The organism is Streptomyces sp. NPDC058371 (assembly GCF_042723265.1).
Lineage (GTDB): Bacteria > Actinomycetota > Actinomycetes > Streptomycetales > Streptomycetaceae > Streptomyces.
On sequence record NZ_JBHXJC010000012.1, the window covers coordinates 260242 to 277009 of the forward strand.

Below are 16768 nucleotides of genomic sequence, written 5' to 3' on the forward strand. Positions count from 1 at the left end.
GCTGGGCAGGTGCCGTCCTGGAGCGGCCGGAGGGCCCGGCTGACCTGACGTCCCGGGTGATCATGTGGTGAGCGGGACATCTCACCATGCGATACCCCGGAAGGGAATTCCGGCCGCTCGTTAGACTGAGCCGACCGCAGTTGTGCGGTGCAGAGACGGATTGAGCGAGGAGCGCACGTGGGCCTTGTCGTGCAGAAGTACGGAGGCTCCTCCGTAGCCGATGCCGAGGGCATCAAGCGCGTCGCCAAGCGAATCGTGGAAGCGAAGAAGAACGGCCACCAGGTGGTCGTGGTCGTTTCCGCGATGGGCGACACGACGGACGAGCTGATCGATCTCGCCGAGCAGGTATCTCCGATGCCGAGCGGACGAGAATTCGACATGCTGCTGACCGCGGGAGAGCGGATCTCCATGGCCCTGCTGGCGATGGCGATCAAGAACCTGGGCCACAGCGCCCAGTCGTTCACCGGCAGCCAGGCGGGTGTCATCACCGACTCGGTCCACAACAAAGCGCGGATCATCGACGTCACGCCGGGCCGCATCCGGACGGCGCTCGACGAGGGCAACATCGCCATCGTCGCCGGGTTCCAGGGCGTCTCGCAGGACAAGAAGGACATCACCACCCTCGGGCGCGGCGGCTCCGACACGACCGCCGTCGCGCTGGCCGCGGCGCTGGACGCCGAGGTCTGCGAGATCTACACCGACGTGGACGGCGTGTTCACCGCCGACCCGCGGGTGGTGAAGAAGGCGAAGAAGATCGACTGGATCGCCTTCGAGGACATGCTGGAGCTCGCCGCCTCCGGCTCCAAGGTGCTGCTCCACCGCTGTGTGGAGTACGCCCGCCGCTACAACATCCCGATCCACGTGCGCTCGTCCTTCAGCGGGCTGCAGGGCACCTGGGTCAGCAACGAGCCGAAGCAAGGGGACCAGAAGGTGGAGCAGGCCATCATCTCCGGTGTCGCTCACGACACCTCCGAGGCCAAGGTCACGGTCGTCGGCGTCCCGGACAAGCCGGGCGAGGCCGCCGTCATCTTCCGCGCCATCGCCGATGCCGAGATCAACATCGACATGATCGTGCAGAACGTGTCCGCCGCCTCCACCGGTCTGACGGACATCTCCTTCACCCTCCCCAAGACCGAGGGCCGCAAGGCCATCGACGCCCTGGAGAAGGCCAAGAGCGCGGTGGGCTTCGACTCGCTGCGCTACGACGACCAGATCGGCAAGATCTCCCTGGTCGGCGCGGGTATGAAGACCAACCCCGGCGTCACGGCCGGCTTCTTCGAGGCGCTCAGCGACGCCGGCGTGAACATCGAGCTGATCTCGACGTCCGAGATCCGTATCTCCGTGGTCACCCGTGCCGACGACGTGAACGAGGCCGTGCGCGCCGTGCACAGCGCCTTCGGGCTCGACTCCGACAGCGACGAGGCCGTCGTCTACGGAGGCACGGGCCGCTGATGTCCCCGTCAGGGTCGCGGAGCGGGCGGCCGACGCTCGCGGTCGTGGGTGCGACCGGCGCCGTCGGCACCGTCATGCTCCAGATCCTGTCCCAGCACGCGGACATCTGGGGCGAGATCCGTCTGATCGCCTCGCCGCGCTCGGCCGGCCGCAAGCTGGCCGTGCGCGGCGAGGAGGTCGAGGTCGTGGCCCTCACGGAGGCCGCCTTCGACGGGGTGGACGTCGCCATGTTCGACGTACCCGACGAGGTGGCGGCCCAGTGGGCGCCGCTCGCCGCGGCCAAGGGCGTGGTCGTGGTCGACAACTCCGGCGCGTTCCGGATGGATCCGGACGTGCCCCTCGTCGTGCCCGAGGTCAATCCGCACGCGGTCCGGCTGCGGCCGCGCGGGATCATCTCCAACCCGAACTGCACGACCCTCTCGATGATCGTCGCCCTGGGCGCGCTGCACGCCGAGTTCGGGCTGCGCGAGCTGGTGGCCTCCAGCTATCAGGCGGTGAGCGGGGCCGGCCTCGCCGGAGTCGAGACGCTCCGGCAGCAGCTCGTCCTCGTCGCCGGTACGGATCTGGGGACCAAGCCCGGTGACGTACGCCGGGCGGTGGGGGACAACACCGGGCCGTTCCCGGAGCCGGTGGCGCTCAACGTGGTGCCCTGGGCCGGATCCCTGATGGACGACGGCTGGTCCTCGGAGGAGATGAAGGTCCGCAACGAGACCCGCAAGATTCTCGGGCTGCCGACGCTGAAGGTCGCCGTGACCTGCGTCCGCGTTCCGGTGGTGACCACGCACTCGCTGACCGTCCACGCCCGCTTCGAGAGCGAGGTCACGGTCGGCAAGGCGCGCGAGATCCTCGCCACCGCGCCCGGGGTCGTCCTCTTCGACAACCCGGCCGCCGGTGAGTTCCCGACGCCCGCCGATGTGGTGGGCACCGACCCGACCTGGGTGGGGCGGGTGCGCCGGGCTCTCGACGATTCCACGGCGCTGGAACTGTTTGTCTGCGGGGACAACCTGCGCAAGGGTGCTGCACTGAACACCGCGCAGATCGCGGAACTGGTCGCTGCGGAGATCGCGGCGGCGTAGGTTCTTCGACGGGGACGGGTGACGGGGGATGTTCGACGGGGGACGGCCGAGACGGGTTCAGGGCCCTGCTCGGGGTGGGTGCCGGTTCGGCGTGCTGCGCGCGCAGGAACGCAGGTTCTGCGCTGCCGGGGTCAGGCGGCCGGAATCTCACTGGCCGCCGGCCGATTCGTTTGTAGGATCTGTTTCAGTTCTGTGAGCCGGTTAATGGTCCGGACCACTTGAATCGGACCCTCGTGACGTTCGAAGATTTCCCTCCCCGTTCTCCGCAACCGCGCGGAGGGCGGGGAGCGTCTTTGCGGTCGCCCTTCGGGGGCGTCCGGACTTCACGGCAAACGGGGCACAAGGGAAGAGCTGGTACGCATGAGGGCATTTGACGCATCGTCAAACGGGGTGCCTGAAGCAAACACGATGCCTGACGCGTACAACCCTCTCGGGGGGAGACGTGTCCAACTGGCGTGGCAGAGGTACTCGATTTCTCCGCGGTACAGACAAGGGGCAGCGCCCTGCGTCCACCCCGCCGACTCCGCAGCCCCGGTGCGCCCGGCGGCATGCCGGTGATCGCCCCCATGCCCGCAGCGCGGCCCGCCCGCATACCGAACCAGCGCGACGGTGCTGACGAGACGATGGCCGTCGGCACCACCGTCGACCATCTGACCGAGACCTATCGCACTCACTACCGCTCCCTGCTGGGTCTGGCGGCCCTTCTGCTCGACGACACCGCGTCCTGCGAGGACGTCGTCCAGGAGGCCTTCATCCGGGTGCACTCGGCGCGCAAGCGCGTCCGCGAACCGGAGAAGACGCTGGCGTATCTGCGCCAGACCGTCGTGAACCTCTCGCGGTCCGCGCTGCGCCGGCGCATCCTCGGTCTCAAGCTGCTCTCCAAGCCGATGCCGGACATGGCGAGCGCCGAAGAGGGCGCGTACGACCTGCTGGAGCGGGACGCGCTGATCAAGGCCATGAAGGGGCTGCAGCGCAGGCAGCGCGAGGTCCTGGTGCTGCGGTACTTCTCCGACATGACCGAGGCCCAGGTTGCCGAGACGCTGGGCATCTCGCTGGGTTCGGTCAAGGCGTACGGCTCGCGCGGCATCGCCGCGCTGCGCGTCGCCATGGAGGAACCGGCGGCATGAGCGGCGACGAGAAGCGGCGACGGCCCGAGGAACCTCGGACCCCGGAGCACGAGCACAACCAATCGCAAGCTGGGAACGGAATTGTGAATCACGGCCCCGACGGACAAGACCTGGACGGACAGGGTCCTGACGGACTCGGCCCGGACATCCAGGGCGTCGAAGGGCTCGGCTCGGACGAGTTGGCCCTGCGCAGGATGCTGCACGACGCCGTCCAGGAGATCGAACCGAGCGACGGCACGCTGGAGCATCTGCGGCGGGCGGTTCCGGCCAGACGCGCCCGCAAGCGGCAGGCCGTCGTCGGCATGGCGGCCGCCGCGCTCTTCATCGGCACGGCCGTCCCCGCGCTCGTGCACGTCTCGAACTCGTCGGGTTCGAACGCGAACCCTTCCGTGGTGGGCAACACCGAGGAGGCCCAGGGCGGTGCCGGCCGGCAGGGCCAGGACGGCTCCGGCGGATCGTCCGGCGGCTCGGGCAAGTCCCACGACAAGGGCAAGCAGGACAAGGGCGACAAGGACAAGGGCAAGGGCGCGAGCGGCGGAGCCGTCGGCGGCGTCAACCCGAGCGCCTCGATCGCGGACGCCCTGAGCTGTACGGCGGCGCAGCTGGGCAACGCCGCGCCGGCCGCGGGTTCCCCGGACTCCGCCGGTGTGGTCTACGGCAGCTTCACCATCTCGAACGTCTCCGGCACCGCCTGCTCCGTCGCCGGAGCCGGCAGCGTCGGCGCGGGCGCGCTGGGCGCGGCCGACCAGTCCAAGGTCACGGCGGCGAGGCACACGGCGGGCGACGGAGCCGCCGGGCTGCCCGATCCCTCCGCGGAGGCCATCTCCCTGGTGCTCCAGCCGGGCGGAACCTACGTCGTGAAGTTCGCCTGGGTGCCCTCGGCGGCCTGTCCTCCCGCCGGCGGCGGCAGCGGCGGGCCCTCGCCGGACCCGACGCCCACGGACGGCACCACCGGCAGCGGCGGTACGTCCACCGACGCGGGCGTCTCGTCCCAGCTGGTCAGGGAGGAAGGCACGGTCGACGGCAGCGTGGCCGTGTCGTACACGGCGGACGCCGGCTCACCGTCGACCTCGACCGTCGTGTCCAACGCGTGCTCGGGGACCGTCTACTGGACCGGACTGCTCGCCGGTTCCTGAGCGTCCTGCTCGCTGTGCCGCTCGTCCGGGACCGGAATCAGACCCAGCTCCGCGTCCCGGGCGAACTCGGCCTCCCGGCGCAGCAGCCGGAACCACATGAAGACGACGAAGCCGGCGAAGACGAACCACTCGCCGGTGTAGCCGAGGTTCTGGAAGGCCTTCAGGTCAAGCCCCGTGCCCTGCGCCGCCGTCGCGGGCACCGCCGTCATCCCGCTGTCCGCGTGACCGAGGGTGACCCACGCGTCGTACAGGTCGTACGGCACCAGGTTCACCAGCGACGCCGAGCTGATGGCACCGGTCTGGCCGGAGGGCAGCCCGCCGGCCGCGCTCACTCCGTTCGCCCCCGGGCTCTCGGGCGCCTGGAGCGCGCCGCTCACGGTGACCTCGCCGGCCGGTGCGGCCGGGGCCTTCGCCGGGTCCGCGTCGCCGGGCAGCCAGCCCCGGACCACGGGCAGTGCCTTGCCGCCGTCGGTCCGCAGCAGCGTCAGCACGTAGTAGCCGCGCCTGCCGTCGAGCTCGCGGTCGGGCACGAGCAGTTGCTTGCCGTACCGGCCGGTCGCGGTGGCCTGGGCGCCGGATGTCTTCTGGTCCACCGGCAGCAGCTCGGCCAGCGGGCGGGCGGCCGCGGTCTTGGCCGACGCGGCCTGCTCGGTCGCCGTCCGGTGGTCCTGGACCCGGTCCTCGAACCGGCCCAGCTGCCATGACCCCATGAACACGCAGAAGGGGATGGCCAACAGCACGAAGACGTTGATCCCCCACCAGCGGGGCGTCAGCAGAAACCGGTACACGGCTTCCACGGTACGGGGCCGGGGTACGGGGCCGGGGCGCGGGGTCAGTACCGCTCGGGAAGTTGTCCACAGGCTGAGGGCCCCGTCAGCGCATTGTCGGAAGGGCCAGGCACTATGGGGCCATGACTGACAGCAACGGGTCCACGCAGGAGTTCGGGTCTGGGCAGGTGCACGGGGCCGAGGGGAAGCAGGGGTCCTCCTCGGGAGCCGGTTCCGTGCCCGACTGGGAGCAGCGCTTCCGGGCGCCGCGGGTGTCCCTGCCGGACTGGGCGGAGGACGCCCCGCACCGCTCCCTGTTCGTCTCCAACGCGACGGGGACGTACGAGCTGTACGCGTGGGACCGCGCGACCAAAGAGCAGCGCCAGGTCACGAACCGGCCGAACGGCACCACGGACGGCGTGCTCTCGCCGGACGGCGAGTGGATCTGGTGGTTCGACGACAAGGACGGCGACGAGTTCGGGATCTGGCGCCGCCGGCGGTTCACCGACGCCCCGGCCGGCGGGGTCCCGGCCGGCGCGAGCCCGGTCGATGTCGACGAGCCCGCGGTTCCCGGGCTCGAACCCTCCTACCCCGCCGGACTGGCCATCGGCCGCGACGGGCGTACGGCGGTGGTGGGCCGCTCGACGGACGAGGACGGCTCGACGATCCATCTGGCCCGCACCGGCGAGCCCACCGTGGAGCTCTACCGGCACCGGGAGTCCGCGGGCGTGGGCGACTTCTCGCACGACGGCTCCCTGATCGCCATCGAGCACACCGAGCACGGCGACGCGATGCACTCGGCGCTGCGCGTGCTGCGGCCCGACGGCTCCCCGGTCGCCGAGCTCGACGACACCGAGGGCGGCACGGTCGAGCTCGGCCTGGAGGTGCTGGGCTTCGCCCCGGTCGACGGGGACACCCGGCTGCTCATCGGGCACCAGCGGCGCGGCCGCTGGGAGCCGCTGGTGTGGGACGTGGCGTCCGGCGAGGAGACCGACCTCGCCCTCGACCTGCCCGGTGACGTGGGCGCCGAGTGGTATCCCGACGGCTCCGCGCTCCTCGTCTCGCACAGCTTCGAGGCCCGCAGCGAGCTGTGGCGCTACGACCTGGCGACCCGCGAGCTGGTCCGCGTGCCCACCCCGGCCGGCACGGTGTCGGGAGCCACCGCCCGCCCGGACGGCACGGTGGAGTACCTGTGGTCGTCGGCCGCCGAGCCGTCGGCGGTGCGCTCGACGAGCGGCGAGGTGGTCCTGGACCCGCCCGGCCTGAAGTCCCCGGGGTCCGTGGCCGTGGAGGACGTATGGGTGGACGGGCCCGGCGGCCGCATCCACGCGTTGGTCCAGAAGCCCGTCGGGGCGACCGGCCCGCTGCCCACCGTCTTCGACATCCACGGCGGCCCGACCTGGCACGACAGCGACTCGTTCGCGGCCGGCCCAGCAGCCTGGGTGGACCACGGATACGCGGTGGTCCGGGTCAACTACCGCGGCTCCACGGGATACGGCCGGGAGTGGACGGACGCCCTCAAGCACCGGGTCGGCCTGATCGAGCTGGAGGACATCGCGGCGGTGCGCGAGTGGGCGGTGACGTCCGGGCTCGCCGACCCCTCCCGGCTGATCCTCACCGGCGGCTCCTGGGGCGGGTACCTCACGCTCCTCGGCCTGGGCACGCAGCCGGACGCGTGGACCCTCGGCATCGCCGCCGTCCCGGTCGCCGACTACGTGGCGGCGTACGAGGACGAGATGGAGGCACTGAAGGCCATGGACCGCACGCTGCTCGGCGGCACCCCGCAGGAGGTGCCCGAGCGCTTCGAGGCCTCCTCCCCGCTGACCTATGTCGACGCGGTCAAGTCCCCGGTCTACATCTCGGCCGGGGTCAACGACCCGCGCTGTCCCATCCGCCAGATCGACAACTACGTGGCCCGCCTCGCGGCCCGCGAAGCCGTCCACGAGGTGTACCGCTACGACGCGGGCCACGGCTCCCTCGTCGTCGACGAACGCATCAAGCAGGTCAGGCTGGAGCTGGACTTCGCGGAGCGCCACCTTCGGGGGTGACGCCGGGACGGGAATCTCCGGGGGCTGCCTGGGGGAGGGCGTGCCGGGCCCCGGGCCGTTCGGGGCGCCTGTCCGAGGGAGGCGCACGCCGGGTTCCCCGCTCGCACGGACACCCGCTAGGTCCCCGTCCGTTCCCCGGGTCGGCGGCGCAGCAGTTCCGCGAGGCCCCGGTCCGTTCGGGGCGCCTGTTTCCCGGGGAGGCGCGTGCCGCGCTCCCCGCTCGCACGGACACCCGCTAGGTCCCCGTCCGCTCCCGGGGTCGGCGGCCCAGCAGCTCCGCGAGGCCCCGGCGGGTGGCTGCCAGCACCACCCGGTCCTCGGGGCGCAGCCGGTAGGCGGGGGGCAGGTCCCAGACCAGCCCCGAGGGGCGGTCGCCCCCGGCCGGGGTGTCCGCGGCGGGGTCGGCCTGCCGTCCCCCGGACGCCGCCCGGTCCAGCGCGAGCACGCGCCAGGCGCCCGCACGGAACGCCTCGTCCGCCGTCCGTCCCGCCAGCTGCGGATGCCCGCCCACGGTCAGGGCCGCGAACAGCAGCACCCGCCGCTCGACCGGGATCGCCCCGAGGATCTGCCGCCCCATCATGGCTCCGGCGAACGCCGGCGCCGCGAGATGGGAGACGCTGCGGCTGCGGGTGAGCGCGTCGGGGTGCGCGGCCCGAAGGGTGCGGTACACGGCGGTCGCGAAGTCGTCGTCGTACAGGCGCAGGACGACGCGGAGATCGGGTCGTACGGAGCGGGCGTACAGGACCGCTTCGAGGTTCGTCGTGTCGGCGCTGCTCAGGGCGAGCAGCGCATGCGCCCGGTTGATCTTCGCGGCCTCCAGGACGCCTTCCTGGGTCACGTCACCGAGGACCACGGGCACCCGCAGCCGGCGCGCGGTCGCCAGGCCCCGCGCCTCCGGGTCGGACTCGACGCACACCACGGGGATGTGCAGTTCGCGCAGCCGCGTCAGCACCCGGGTGCCGATCTTGCCGAGCCCGAGCAGCACCACGTGCCCGGACAGTCCGCGCGGTGGCCGGCGCACCGCGGACCCGCTGCGGAAGGTGCCGAGCGCTTCCAGCACGGCGGCCAGCAGCACCGGCAGCAGCAACAACCCGACGAGCCCGGACAGGAGTTGGAGGAGCTGCCGGCCGAGGGGCTTGCCGATGGCCGGGTCGTTGATGGCGAACAGGTCGAGCAGAGTCAGATAAGTGGCGTGCAGCGGGCCCTCGTCGGTGACCGCCATCGACGCCACCGCCAGCGCGACCACGCACGCGACCAATCCGGCGAACGACCAGCGCAGCCGGCGTGACAGCAGCGCGGCGAACGGCACGACGCTGCGTCCGGCGGGCAGCGCGGGACCCGAGTAGGACACCGTCTCCAGGACGACGGTCCCGCGTCCGGTCGCCGCGGCCACCGCCCGTTCGTCGGGCAGCAGCCGGGGTCCCTGCTCGCCGCTGCTCTCGGAACCGTCGGCGCCGGCCGGGTCGTTGGTCGTGGCGGACAGCAGGGCCAGCGTGCACAGGCCGGGGTCGGCGACCTGCCCGGGACCCGGCGGCTGCCGTTCGACGGCACGCAGCATCAGCCCGTCCGTCTGGACGACCTTGCTGGTGCCGGCAACGGCGGTCGCGGCGAGCGCGGGCGCGGCCGTGTCGGCGTCGGAGAGGACGGTGGTGGAGGCGTCGAACCCGTCGACGCCCTCCGGGTTGTCCGGGTCCTCCGCCAGGTCCGCCGCCGCCAGCGCCGAGGCCTGGTCGAGAAGCGCCTCGATGTGCTGGCCCAGACGCCGGTTGTAGAGCCGCAGGACCAGCCGCAGCCGCGGATTGAGCCGTCGGGCGGTGAGCGCGGCCCGGATGTTCGTCTCGTCGTCGTCGTACACCAGCGCCAGCGCGGCGGCCCGCTCCACACCGGCTTCGGCGAGTACGGCCTCGGTGGCCTCGCCGGCCTCCAACACCCGCTCTGCACCGGGGGGTTCGGAGGCCCGCACGGCTCCCGCGTTCCCCGTCGTACGGCCGGCTCCCGCGTTCCCCGTCGTACGGCCGGGCCCCGCGTCCCGGTTCCCGGTCGTGCGGCCGGCCACCGGATCCCGGTTTCCCGTCGTACGGCCGGCCCCCGCATCGGCGTTGCTGTTGCCGTTGCCGGCGGCGCGGGTCACGGCGGCGGACACCCGGTCGAACAGGGCTGTGGCGCGGGCCCGTCCCACCGTCGGTGGCTGCACGCGGCGCGCGGCCGGCGGTACGACGAGGGTCACCTGCTCGCCGTAGACACTCCGCAGCTCGGCGGCCAGCCGGTGCGCCAGGCCGTCGTCGCCGCACACCACCATGTGCGCGGCGGCGTCGGGCGGTTCGCTCTGGTACGGAAGGGTCGCCACAAGGGAGAAGACTGCCCCACGGGGACCACCGGTTCCACACCGGCGGGGCCGTCGCCGGCGCGCGGGGACCGAACCGCCCGCGCACATAAGGCCGTTCGGACACGCTCCGGGCTGACGTGGACGGGTCGCGGCCGCCTACCGCCGCGCGCGGGACCTGGCCTCGCGCGGCGGCCGGACGAACTGCAGCTCCAGCGCGACCGGCGGCTCCGCAACCCCCGGCCCTCCGGCGGCCGCCCAGCTCAGCAGCTCCTCGGTGCAGTCGTCGTCCATGGCGAAGCCGATCCAGGTGGGCCGGCCGCCCTGTCGCCGGCCGGCCGCGGAGGGCTGTACGACGATGACGTTCGCCTGGTCGCAGGGGCCGAGGCAGTCCGTCGTACGGACGGCGAACCGCCCGCCGGACGCGTCGGCACCGGCCCGCAGCCGCTCCAACTGCCAGGCGTGGTCGGTCTCCGGGTACTTGCGCGGATCGCCGCAGCAGCAACCGCGGCAGACGACCAGGGTGCAGGGCCGGGAAGCGGCGGCGCCGACGGCGACCGGACGAGACTGCCGGCGCGGGGCGTTGACTGTCACCGGGGGGACCTTTCGCGAGGGATGTCGAGGGGATCCGCGCGAGACCGTGCCCCGCGTCACCGACCGCCACCGTACGAGACCGCCCCGGAAACCGGTTCATGCGGTCACCCCCACCGTGGCAGAGTGACCGAAGGCCATGGGGGCCGACGGACACGGGGCCGACGGACACGGGGGACGGGTGGACATGCCGGAGCGCGGCGAGCAGCGGACCGATGAGCGCAAGCAGGGCACCGAAGAGGGCGCGCAGGGCACCGACGCCGGCAAGCAGGGCACCGAGGAAGACGCACGCGCGGGAGCGACGACCCCGCGCAGCCTCACCCGGATCGAAGCCGAGCGGCGGTCCGCACTCCTCGCCGTCGAGCGGTACGACGTGACGGTGGACCTCACCGGCCTGTCGGCCGGCCCGGAGGTGCGATGCGTGTCCACCGTGACCTTCGAGTGCCGGGAGGCGGGCGCGGAGACGTTCGTGGACTGCGCCGCGCAGGTGCTGAGCGCCACGCTCAACGGCGTCCCGCTCACCCCCTCCGAGGACGGCCGGATCCCCCTGCCCTCCCTCGCCGGGCGGAACGTGCTGCGGGTGGAGAGCGTCCAGGCGAACACCACCGCCGGCGAGGGCGTGCACAAGGCCGTGGATCCCGCCGACGGCGAGGTGTACGTCTGGATGTCCTTCGAACCGGACGAGGCGCGGTTCGTGTGGGCGTGCTTCGACCAGCCCGACCTCAAGGCGCCGCACGCGTTCACGGTGACCGCCCCGGAAGCGTGGACGGTCACGAGCAACTCCGGTGACCCGCACGTCGAGACGCTCGGCGCGGCACGCCGCTGGGCGTTCCCGGACACCCCGCCCCTGTCGCCGTACAACACGGTCGTCAACGCCGGCCCCTTCCACGAGATCCGGCGCGAGAGCGGCGGCCACGACCTCGGTGTTTTCGCCCGCCGTTCGCTGGCGGCCGTCCTCGAACGCGACGCCGAGGAGATCTTCACGCTCACCCGGCAGGGGCTGGACTTCTTCGCCGAGATGTTCGGAATGCCGTTCCCGCAGCGCAAGTACGACCAGGTCTTCGTGCCCGAGTACGGCGGGGCGATGGAGAACTACGGCTGCGTCACCTGGGCGGACGACTTCCTGCGCCGGTCCGCGCCGACGCCGGCGGAGGGCGAACTCCTCGCCAAGGTGCTGCTCCACGAGCTGGCGCACATGTGGTTCGGCAACATCGTCACGATGCGCTGGTGGGACGACCTGTGGCTGAACGAGGCGTTCGCCGAGTTCGCCTGCAACTGGGCCGCGGAGCGCGCCACTTCGCACACCGACGCCTGGGCGGGCCATCTGGCGGTCGGCAAACTCAGGGCGTATCTCGCCGATCAGGGGCCGACCTCGCACCCGATCCGCCAGCCCATCGAGAACGTCGCCGAGGCGGGCACGATCTTCGACGCCATCACCTATCCCAAGGGCGCCTCCGTCCTGCGGCAGCTCATGACGTACGTGGGCGAGGCGGCCTTCGTGGCCGGCATGACCGCGTACTTCGCCCGCCACGCCTGGGGCACCACCACGCTCCAGGACCTGATCGAGGCGCTGTCCGAGGCGGCCGGCCGTGACCTGGACGCGTGGCGCACGGGCTGGCTGGAGACGGCGGGCACGGACCGGCTCACGCTGGAGCGGGCGGGCGACGCGGGTGTCCTGGTCGCCGAGGGACCCGCCACCGGCCCGCGCCCGCACGCGCTGGCCGTGGGCGTCTACGCCCGCCGGGGCGACGGCCTCGAGCGCACGGCGCTGGTGACAACCGAGGTGCACGGGGCCCGTACGCCCCTGGAGCTGCCCCTCGGGGACGAGGCGCACCTGATCCTCCTCAACGACGACGACCTCACCTTCGCCACCACGCGGCCCGGCCACCAGGACCGGGAGACCCTTCTCGCGGCGGCGCACGAGCTGCCCACGGCCATCTCCCGGGGTGTGGCCGTCGCGACGGTGTGGGACCTGCTGATCACGGGGGAGGCGACGGCCGCCGAGGCGGGCCGCTGCGTCACGGCCGTCCTCGCGGCCGAGACCTCGGACGCGGTGATCGAGCCGTACCTCACGCTGGCCGCGGACATCGCCGACCTGTGGGCCCCGGAGGCCCAACGCGCCGGGCTCACCGCGCTGGTGGCCGCCGCCTGCCGGGACCTCGCGCAGGACCCGGGCCGCCGACAGGTCGCCCTGCGCGGACTCGCCCGCACCGCTACCGACCCGGACGACCTGGCCCGGCTCCAGCAGTACGCCGAGGACGACGTCGACCTCCACTGGCGCCTGCTGACCCGCAGGGCCGAACTGGGCGACACGACCGTCGACGCCCGCGCCGCCGCCCTCCTGGACCGCGACCCCGACCCGGACGCCTGGATCCGCACGCTGACGGTACGGGCCGCCCTCCCGGACGCGGCGGCGAAGGCCGAGGTCTGGCAGCGGCTGGCGCTGGACCGTGCGGTCCCGATCGCCGCCGTGAGCCAGGTGGCGACCGCGTTCTGGCGCCCCGGCCAGGACGCCGTCCTCGCCCCCTACCCCCAGCGCTTCCTCGATCTCGTCCCGCACCTGTCCCTCGGCGGCATGACGCCCGCCATGGTCTTCACCGGCCGCCTCTTCCCGCCCTACGCGATCGACACCGCGTTCCTCACCGCCGCCCGCACCGCGGCCGAGCCCGCCCCGCCGGTCGTCCACAACCTCCTCCTGGACCGCGCCGACGTCGTGTCCCGGATGCTCCGTACTCGCGCCGGGACGGCGGGCCGGGCGTAGTCACGGACGCCGCGGGCCGGCCGGTTCCGGTTCCCCGGGGCCGGCCATGGGCGCGGACGCCGACGAAGACCCTTTACCGGGAATGCCCGGTGGGTGATGCTGACCCGGCGTTGGAGGGGTGATCGACACGGTAGGGGCCGGTCGGTCCTGAGGGGGAGGCCGCCATGGTGCGCGTAGAGCTGCTTGGACCGATTCAGGTGTACGCCGATGATGTGACGCCGGTCGAGGTGGGAGGCGTCCGGCTGCGCATGCTCCTCGCCAGGCTCGCCCTCGAAGAGGGCCGGACGGTGTCCGTGGACTCGCTCGTCGACGGCCTGTGGGGTGAGGAGCCGCCCGCCGACGCGGTCAACGCGCTGCAGGCGCTGGTGTCCCGGCTGCGCAGGGCACTGCGCGGGTCGGCGGCGGTGGAGTCCGCGTCCGGCGGTTACCGGCTCACGGTGCGGGCCGAGGACGTGGACGTGCACCGCTTCGAGGATCTGACCGTTCGCGGCAGGCGGGAACTCGCCGCCGGGCGGGCCGGCGAGGCGGCCTCGCTGCTCGCGGCGGCGCTCGGGCTGTGGCGGGGCGCGGCGCTCGCCGATGTCCTCGACGCCCCGTTCGCCGGGCCCGTCGCGACCCGGCTCGACGGTCTGCGGACCGCGGCGGCCGAGGACCGCTGCGCTGCCGAGCTGCGGCTCGGGCGGTACGCAGAGGTGCTGGCCGTCCTCGAAGTGGCCGGTGCCGAGCGGCCGTTGAGCGAGCGGGTCGCCGGGCTGCGGATGCGGGCGCTGTCCGCGGCCGGACGGCAGTCCGACGCCCTCGCCGTGTACGAGGAGATACGGAAGCGGCTCGACGACGAACTCGGCGTCGTTCCGTCGTCCGAGCTGCGGGACATCCATCTGGCGCTGCTGCGAGGCGAGTTGGAGACGCCCGTCGGGCGGGCCGAGGCCGCCGCGAGCCGCCTGCCGGCCAGGCTGACCAGCTTCGTCGGCCGTGACGGTGAACTGGACCGGCTCGGCGTGCAGTTGGCCCACACCCGGCTCGTCACCATCGTCGGCCCCGGCGGTGCGGGCAAGACCCGGCTCTCCCTGGAAGCGGCCACCCGGGACCGCGCCCATGCGCGCGGCCGGGTCTGGTTCGTGCCGCTCGCCGGTGTGAGCGCACCGGACCAGCTGGCCGACGCGGTGCTCGGCGCCCTCAGCTCCACCGACGGCCGCCTCTACGACGCAGGGCAGGGGCAGCGGGCCACCCCGGTCGAGCGTATGGCCGGGCTCTTCGGCAGCGGCGACGCCCTGCTCCTGCTCGACAACTGCGAGCACCTCGTCGAGGCGGCCGCGGAACTCACCGCCGAACTCCTGGACCAGCTGCCGGAGTTGCGGATCCTCGCCACCAGCCGCGAGGCCCTCGCCATCACCGGCGAGTCCCTGTGCCACCTCGGCCCCCTCGACGTACCGACGGGATCACCGGAGCCCGCCGAGGCCGCGCAGTCACCCGCCGTACGCCTCTTCGTCGACCGGGCGGCCGGAGTCCGGCCGGAGTTCACGCTCGACGACTCGACCCTCGACGCCGTGGTCGAGGTCTGCCGACGGCTCGACGGGATGCCGCTCGCCCTCGAACTGGCCGCGGCGAAGCTCCGCTCCATGAGCGTCGAGCAGATCGCGCGCCGCCTCGACGACCGCTTCCGCCTCCTCGCCTCGGGCAGCCGCACCGCGCTGCCCCGCCAGCGCACCCTGCTCGCGCTCGTCGAGTGGAGCTGGGACCTGCTCGACGAGCCCGAGCGGACCCTCGCCCGCAGACTGTCGGTGTTCCCGGGTGGCGCGACCGTCCCCGCGCTCGAAGCGGTCTGCGCGGACCCCTCGCTGCCGGCCGTCGACATCCCGTACGTCCTGGACGCCCTGGTCGAGAAATCGCTGGTCACCGCCGTCGACGAAGGGGCGGGCGAGCCGCGCTACCGGATGCTGGAGACGGTACGGGCGTACGCGGCGAGGCAGCTCGCCGCCGCCGAGTCCGGGGACGCCGTCACCAGGCGCTACGCCGCGTACTTCCTGGCCCTCGCGGAAGAACACGAACCCCGCCTCCGTACCCGCGAACAGCTGCGTGCGATCGAGGTCTTCGACGCCGAACACGACAACCTCGTCCTCGCGCTGCGCTCGGTCGTCGACGCCCGGGACGGGAACCTCGCCGCCCGCTTCGCCGGGGCGATGTTCTGGTACTGGGGGATCAGGGGGATGAGCACCCAGCTCGACACGTATCTGGCGGAGGTCGCCGGGCCGGGTTCCGTACGGACGGGGGGCTCCGGAGGGGCAGGGGGCTCCGCACGGTCAGGGGACTCCGTAGCGGCACGGGATTCCGTACGGTCGGAGGACTCCGTGGGGACACGGGATTCCGTACGGACAGGGGCCGGCGAACGGACGGCGGCCCAGGGCGACTCGGCGACGGCGCGTGAGTTCCATCCGGCCGTACTGCTCCTGCGGATGTCCCAAGTCTCCTTCCCCGCAGGCGTGTCGGGCCCGGGCGGTACCGCGGACCAGGACCCTCTCCAGTCGCCCGACCCCTGGGTGCGGGCCGGCGCCCACCTGGCACGGGACTTCGCCCTCACCGAACAGGGCGACCTGGTCACCGGCGCCGAGTCCCGGATCGAGGCCCTGCGCGGCTTCGAGGAGGTGGGTGACCGCTGGGGGATCGTGATGAGCCTGCTCCCGATCGGCCGCGACCACTCCCTGCGCGGGGAGTACCCCCAGGCCATCGCCACCTTCGAACGGACCGTGGCACTCAGCTCCGAACTCGGCACCGAGGACTACCTCTACCTCAGCAAGGCCAGACTCGCCCGCGAACGCCGGCGCAGCGGCGACCTGGCCGGCGCCTTCCGCGATCTGCACGCCGCACACCGGCAGGCCCGCGAGCACGGACAGCTGCGCCTGGAGGCCAACATCCTGGTGGGGCTGGCCAATGTGCACCGCAGGGCCGGTGACCTGGCGCAGTCCGACGCCACCCTCGACCGTCTCGAGGCGCTGAGCGCCCGGCGCCCCTCCCTCAGGGAACTGGCCCGCGACCTGGTCGTCAGCACCCGCATCGAGAACCGTCTCGCGGAGGGGAACGCCGTGCGGGCCAGGACCCTGCTGCCCGAGGCGGCCGGCGCCCTGTTCGGCCAGGGAGCGGGCGCCGCCCTCGCCTGGGCGGCCGAACTGCTGGGCGGCCTACGGACATTGGAGGGCGCTCCCGAAGACGGCGCCAGGTCGCTCGGCATGAGCCAGGTGATGCGCGGCGCCTTCGACTGGGGCGAGCCCGAGTGGCGCGAGCTGGTCGACCGCATCGTGGCGACGCTGGGCGAGGACGGCTTCAAGAAGGCGTACGAGGACGGGGCCGCGTACTCCCGTGAGGACGCCCTTCGTTGGCTGGAGGCGGAGACCTTGCGCGCGGTGCCCCCGATCTGACGAGCCGGACGCGGTCATGCGGACGACCGGGCGGGATCCGCACCCCCGTGAGTGCGGATTCCGCCCGGCCGGGC

Annotated in this window: 10 protein-coding genes; 7 read left to right on the plus strand and 3 right to left on the minus strand. The window is 72.9% G+C overall.

All coding sequences use genetic code 11. The features are described 5' to 3' along the window. The first annotated feature begins 177 nt into the window (after positions 1-177). From ACFWM2_RS29980 to ACFWM2_RS29995, 4 genes are all read left to right on the plus strand, one after another. Positions 178-1452, plus strand: a complete 1275-nt coding sequence (locus ACFWM2_RS29980; protein ID WP_383286424.1) for an aspartate kinase — start codon at positions 178-180, stop codon at positions 1450-1452. Continuing rightward, the gene (locus ACFWM2_RS29985; protein ID WP_383286426.1) at positions 1452-2528 is read left to right on the plus strand and encodes an aspartate-semialdehyde dehydrogenase; all 1077 of its coding nucleotides are present in this window, start codon (positions 1452-1454) and stop codon (positions 2526-2528) included. The genes ACFWM2_RS29980 and ACFWM2_RS29985 overlap by 1 nt, the downstream gene beginning before the upstream one ends. Positions 2529-3076: 548 nt before the next feature. Continuing rightward, on the plus strand, positions 3077-3655 hold the full coding sequence (locus tag ACFWM2_RS29990; RefSeq protein WP_383286428.1) for a SigE family RNA polymerase sigma factor: 579 nt from the start codon (positions 3077-3079) through the stop codon (positions 3653-3655). Between the two features lie 83 nt (positions 3656-3738). Further along, on the plus strand, positions 3739-4791 hold the full coding sequence (locus ACFWM2_RS29995) for a hypothetical protein (protein WP_383286430.1): 1053 nt from the start codon (positions 3739-3741) through the stop codon (positions 4789-4791). Here ACFWM2_RS29995 and ACFWM2_RS30000 read toward each other — a convergent pair. Beyond that, positions 4761-5579 (minus strand): SURF1 family protein, encoded by an 819-nt coding sequence (locus ACFWM2_RS30000; protein WP_383286432.1) that lies wholly within the window; start codon positions 5577-5579, stop codon positions 4761-4763. The two genes, ACFWM2_RS29995 and ACFWM2_RS30000, sit on opposite strands and share 31 nt — an antisense overlap. 122 nt (positions 5580-5701) lie before the next feature. Between ACFWM2_RS30000 and ACFWM2_RS30005 the strand changes: the two genes are divergently transcribed. After that, on the plus strand, positions 5702-7606 hold the full coding sequence (locus ACFWM2_RS30005; protein WP_383286434.1) for a prolyl oligopeptidase family serine peptidase: 1905 nt from the start codon (positions 5702-5704) through the stop codon (positions 7604-7606). A gap of 235 nt (positions 7607-7841) precedes the next feature. Here the strand turns inward: ACFWM2_RS30005 and ACFWM2_RS30010 are convergent, their stop codons facing one another. Both ACFWM2_RS30010 and ACFWM2_RS30015 read right to left on the minus strand, forming a co-directional pair. Further along, entirely contained in the window at positions 7842-9905 is a 2064-nt protein-coding gene (locus tag ACFWM2_RS30010; RefSeq protein WP_383286489.1) for an NAD-binding protein, read from the minus strand. Positions 9906-10088: 183 nt separating this feature from the next. After that, positions 10089-10523, minus strand: a complete 435-nt coding sequence (locus ACFWM2_RS30015) for a (2Fe-2S) ferredoxin domain-containing protein (protein ID WP_383286436.1) — start codon at positions 10521-10523, stop codon at positions 10089-10091. 184 nt (positions 10524-10707) lie between these two features. Here ACFWM2_RS30015 and pepN point away from each other — a divergent pair, with 184 nt between their 5' ends. Together pepN and ACFWM2_RS30025 are read left to right on the plus strand one after the other, a co-directional pair. Beyond that, positions 10708-13281, plus strand: a complete 2574-nt coding sequence (gene pepN, locus ACFWM2_RS30020) for an aminopeptidase N (protein WP_383286438.1) — start codon at positions 10708-10710, stop codon at positions 13279-13281. 164 nt (positions 13282-13445) lie between these two features. After that, positions 13446-16694, plus strand: a complete 3249-nt coding sequence (locus ACFWM2_RS30025) for a BTAD domain-containing putative transcriptional regulator (RefSeq protein ID WP_383286440.1) — start codon at positions 13446-13448, stop codon at positions 16692-16694. Positions 16695-16768 lie beyond the last annotated feature (74 nt).

Excerpts from the sequence above, each read along its gene's own strand:
- ACFWM2_RS29985 (WP_383286426.1), top strand. The coding sequence starts at position 1,452 with ATGTCCCCGTCAGGGTCGCGGAGCGGGCGGCCGACGCTCGCGGTCGTG.
- ACFWM2_RS29990 (WP_383286428.1), top strand. The coding sequence starts at position 3,077 with ATGCCGGTGATCGCCCCCATGCCCGCAGCGCGGCCCGCCCGCATACCG.
- ACFWM2_RS30005 (WP_383286434.1), top strand. The coding sequence starts at position 5,702 with ATGACTGACAGCAACGGGTCCACGCAGGAGTTCGGGTCTGGGCAGGTG.
- ACFWM2_RS30010 (WP_383286489.1), bottom strand. The coding sequence starts at position 9,905 with ATGGTGGTGTGCGGCGACGACGGCCTGGCGCACCGGCTGGCCGCCGAG.
- pepN (WP_383286438.1), top strand. The coding sequence starts at position 10,708 with ATGCCGGAGCGCGGCGAGCAGCGGACCGATGAGCGCAAGCAGGGCACC.
- ACFWM2_RS30025 (WP_383286440.1), top strand. The coding sequence starts at position 13,446 with ATGGTGCGCGTAGAGCTGCTTGGACCGATTCAGGTGTACGCCGATGAT.